The organism is Mycobacterium sp. (assembly GCF_052144515.1).
Lineage (GTDB): Bacteria > Actinomycetota > Actinomycetes > Mycobacteriales > Mycobacteriaceae > Mycobacterium.
Window position 1 is genome coordinate 1 of record NZ_JBKQQD010000080.1, and the last position, 4,096, is coordinate 4,096.

Consider the following 4,096-nt stretch of genomic DNA (forward strand, 5'->3'; position numbering starts at 1 on the left):
GATTCTGCAGAAAGACGTGATCCTCAAGGTCGGCGACCGAACCGTCTCCGACGCCGACGAATTCGTAGTCGCGGTCCGTCACCTCACGATCGGGCAGCCCGCGCCGATCGAGGTCGTGCGGGACGGCCACCACCTCAGTCTCACCGTCGTCCCCGGTTCCGATAGCTAGATCGCTCGTAGGCAGTCGCGAGCAATCGCGAGTTCTTCGTTGGTCGGGATCACCAGGACGGCGATCGGCGAGGTATCGGTGGAAATCCGCCGGGCATCGTTGGCGGACTGCGTATTTCGCTGCTCGTCGATCTCGATGCCCAGCGCGGCCAACCCGCGCAGCGCGTCGCGGCGCACCGCCGCGACGTTCTCACCGACGCCTGCGGTGAAGGTCACCACGTCGGTGCGGCCCAACACAGCCAGATACGCGCCAACGTATTTGCGCAGTCGGTGGATGAACACGTCGTAGGCCAATTGCGCTGAGTTGTCGCCGGATTCGATCATCTGCACCAACCTGCGGAAGTCGAGTTCGCCGGCCAGTCCCAGCATCCCGGAGCGGTGATTGAGCATCGATTCGATGTCGTCGACGCTCATCTTGGCCTCGCGGTGCAGGTAGCTCACGACGCTCGGGTCGATATCGCCGCTGCGGGTGCCCATCACCAGGCCCTCCAACGGAGTCAATCCCATCGAGGTGTCCACCGGGCGACCGCCGGCGATCGCCGACGCGGACGCACCGTTACCCAGATGCAGCACAATCTGATTCAGCTTCTCCCACGGCTGACCCAAGAACGCCGCGGCCTGTTCGCTGACGTAGCGGTGCGAGGTCCCGTGAAACCCGTACCGCCGGATTCGCCACCGCTCCGCCAGCTCACGGTCGATCGCGTAGGTCGCCGCGGCCGCAGGCAGATGGTGGAAGAACGCGGTGTCGAACACTGCAACATGCGGCACATCCGGCAGCATCTTGCGGGCGACCTCGATGGCCTGGACGGCGGGCGGATTATGCAACGGGGCCAGCATCGACACGTGTTTGAGCTCAGCGATGACCGCGTCATCGACGAGAGTCGGTCGGTAGAAAACCGCCCCACCGTGAACTACCCGGTGCCCAACCGCGACTAACCCGCAGGCCTTCAGATCGATACCGTCTTCGGACAGCTCCTCGAATGCCACCCGCAGCGCCGCGCCATGGTTGGTGACAAGCGACGATGGCTCACCGATCTTCTCGATGACGCCTTCCGCCAGTGATTCACCCGAATCGGGTTCGATCAGTTGATATTTCAGCGATGATGAGCCGGCGTTCAGCACCAGCACCACGCGGTCAGTCATGAGCACCCTGCGCCTGGATCGCGGTGATCGCCACGGTGTTGACGATGTCTTCGACCAGGGCGCCGCGGGACAGGTCGTTCACCGGCTTGTTCAAACCCTGCAACACCGGACCGATGGCGATCGCCCCCGAGCTGCGCTGCACCGCCTTGTAGGCGTTGTTGCCGGCGTTCAGGTCAGGAAAGATCAGCACCGTCGCGCGACCGGCCACCGGCGAATCACCCACCTTGGCGGCCGCGACTGATGGTTCTACCGCGGCGTCATATTGGATGGGGCCCTCGACCGGCAGCTGCGGTGCCCGCATGCGCACCAATCCCGTTGCCATCCTGACCTTGTCGACATCGACGCCGGTGCCCGAGTCACCGGTGGAATAGGACAGCATGGCCACCCGCGGCTCGATCCAGAACTGCGCGGCGGTGTGCGCCGAGCTGATCGCGATATCGGCGAGTTGTTCGGCGGTCGGATCCGGGACGATCGCGCAGTCACCATATGCCAGCACCCGATCGGGCAGACACATCAGAAAGATGCTGGACACCGTCGAGATGCCCGGCGCGGTCCCGATGATCTCGAGCGCCGGCCGAACCGTGTGGGCCGTGGTGTGCGCGGCGCCGGACACCATACCGTCGACCATGCCGTTGTACACAAGCATGGTGCCGAAGTATGAACCGTCGCGCATCATCTCCTGTGCCCGCTCGACGGTCATATTTTTGTTCTTGCGCAGCTCGGCATACTGGGTGGCGAACTGGTCGCACAACTGGCTGGTGCACGGGTCGAGCACCGTGGCGTTGTCCAGGTTCACGCCGAGTTCAGCAGCGCGCAGGCGGATCTGGACGTCGTCTCCGAGGATGGTCAGATCCGCGACACCGTGCTGTAGCAGGTGGCCGGCAGACTTGAGGATGCGATCGTCGTCGCCTTCGGGAAGCACGATGTGCTTGCGATCCGATCGCGCCTGCTGGCGCAATCGATAGGTGAACATCTGCGGTGTGGTCACCGTCGGGATCGGGATGGCAAGCTGCGACAACAGATCCGAGACGTCGACGTAGCGCTCCATCAGTTCCAGTGCGGTGTCGATCTTGCGCTGCGAGGTCGCGGTAATCCGGCCGCGTGCCGCTGCCACCGCGCTGGTCGTTTCGAAGGTGCCCAACAGGGTAGTGATGATGGGTAGCCGCAGCCTCAGGCCGGACACCAGCGCCGCGATCGAAGGATGAAGCTCGAACCCCCCGTTGAGGATTATGCACGACAGTGACGGAAAGCCTTGGGCGGCATGGGCGCTGGCGACGGCCAGCACGACGTCCGAACGGTCACCCGGGGTGACTATGGCCACCCCGCTGCGCAGGCGCTCCAGCACGTGGTCGGCGGTCATCCCGGCGACCGCCACACCCATCACTTCGCGTCCCATCAGCGCGCGGTCACCGCTGACGAGAGTCCCGTTCACGGCCGTCTGCAGGTCGGCCACCGTCGGCGCTAACAGCAACGGCGCCGCCGGAAGCACATAGGACTGCGGGGTGAAACGACCCAGCGCGTCGGCGACGGCGGCCAGCTGCAACGGCTCGCAGCGGTTGGCCACCACCGCCGCGGTATGAGCATGGTGCGCGGCCAGCTCAGCCAGACACAGCTCGACGACGGCCGCGACTTCATCGGCGGTACGGTTGCGGGCCCGCACGATTAGCAACATCGGCGCGCCGAGGTTGACCGCGATCCGGGCGTTGACGCTCAACTCGGCGGGGTTGGTGACGTCGGTGTAGTCACTGCCGACGATCAGCACCGCGTCGCACGCTGCCGCCATCGCGTGGTACCGCTCGACAATGTCATCGATGGCCGCGTCACGATCGGCGTGCAGCTCGTGGTAGGTCACGCCGACGCAGCGCTCGTAGGGCAGACCGGCGGTGGCATGCGCCAGCAGCAGGTCCAGGATGTAGTCGCGGTCCTCCCCGTGCCGAATGATCGGCCGGAACACACCGACTTTGGCCACCGTCGCGGTCAATCGGTGCAGGATCCCCAACGCGATCATCGACTTGCCGGTCTCCGGTTCTGGCGCGGCGATATAGATCGCAGAAGTTCCAGCGACGCCGGGACTGGCGTGAGCCACCCGCCTGCCGTTCAGCCGAGCCGCCGCAGCCGGGGCACCAGGTCCTTCTGGAAAAGCTCCAGGAATCGGCGCTGGTCGTGACCGGGCGCGTGAAATACCAGGTGGTTTAGGCCCCACGTGACGTACTGGGCGACCTTCTCGACGGCCTCGTCGGGGTCGGATGCCACGATCCAGCGCTTGGCGACCTGCTCGATCGGCAGCTCATCGGCGGCCTTCTCCATCTCGAGCGGGTCGTGGATGCTGGTCTTCTCTTCGGCGGTCAACGACAGCGGCGCCCAGAACCGCGTATTCTCCAGCGCCAGTTCGGGATCGGTGTCATAGGAGATCTTGATCTCGATCATCCGGTCGATGTCGTCGGGATTCTTGCCCGCAGCCTCCGCGCCCTCCCACATGGCAGGGATGAGCTTGTCCTTGTACAGCTCCTCACCCTTGCCGGAGGTGCAGATGAAGCCGTCACCCGCGCGGCCCGCGTACTTGGCAACCTGGGGCCCCCCGGCTGCGATGTAGATCGGGATGCCACCCTCAGGCACGTCGTAGATCGAGGCGCCCTTGGTGTGGTAGTACTCGCCTTTGAAGTCGACCCGGTCGCCCAGCCACAGCTCGCGCATCAGCCGCACCGATTCGCGCAGCCGGGCATAGCGCTCCTTGAACTCCGGCCAGTCGCCCTCGTACCCGGTAGCGATCTCGTTGAGCGACTCG

4 protein-coding genes are annotated in these 4,096 nt (G+C 65.1%); 1 reads left to right on the forward strand and 3 read right to left on the reverse strand.

The features are described from left to right. On the forward strand, window positions 1-169 hold a 169-nt coding region (locus ACLP9N_RS04245), incomplete at its 5' end, for a PDZ domain-containing protein (protein WP_442406221.1). Here the strand turns inward: ACLP9N_RS04245 and ACLP9N_RS04250 are convergent. The 3 genes from ACLP9N_RS04250 to fgd form a co-directional block, all read right to left on the reverse strand. Then, window positions 166-1,311, reverse strand: a complete 1,146-nt coding sequence (locus tag ACLP9N_RS04250) for an acetate kinase (RefSeq protein WP_442406218.1) — start codon at window positions 1,309-1,311, stop codon at window positions 166-168. The two genes, ACLP9N_RS04245 and ACLP9N_RS04250, sit on opposite strands and share 4 nt — an antisense overlap. After that, the gene (gene pta / locus ACLP9N_RS04255; RefSeq protein WP_442406219.1) at window positions 1,304-3,397 is read right to left on the reverse strand and encodes a phosphate acetyltransferase; all 2,094 of its coding nucleotides are present in this window, start codon (window positions 3,395-3,397) and stop codon (window positions 1,304-1,306) included. The genes ACLP9N_RS04250 and pta overlap by 8 nt, the downstream gene beginning before the upstream one ends. A gap of 11 nt (window positions 3,398-3,408) precedes the next feature. Next, window positions 3,409-4,096: glucose-6-phosphate dehydrogenase (coenzyme-F420) (fgd, locus tag ACLP9N_RS04260; RefSeq protein ID WP_442406220.1), on the reverse strand; the 688-nt coding region annotated here is incomplete at its 5' end.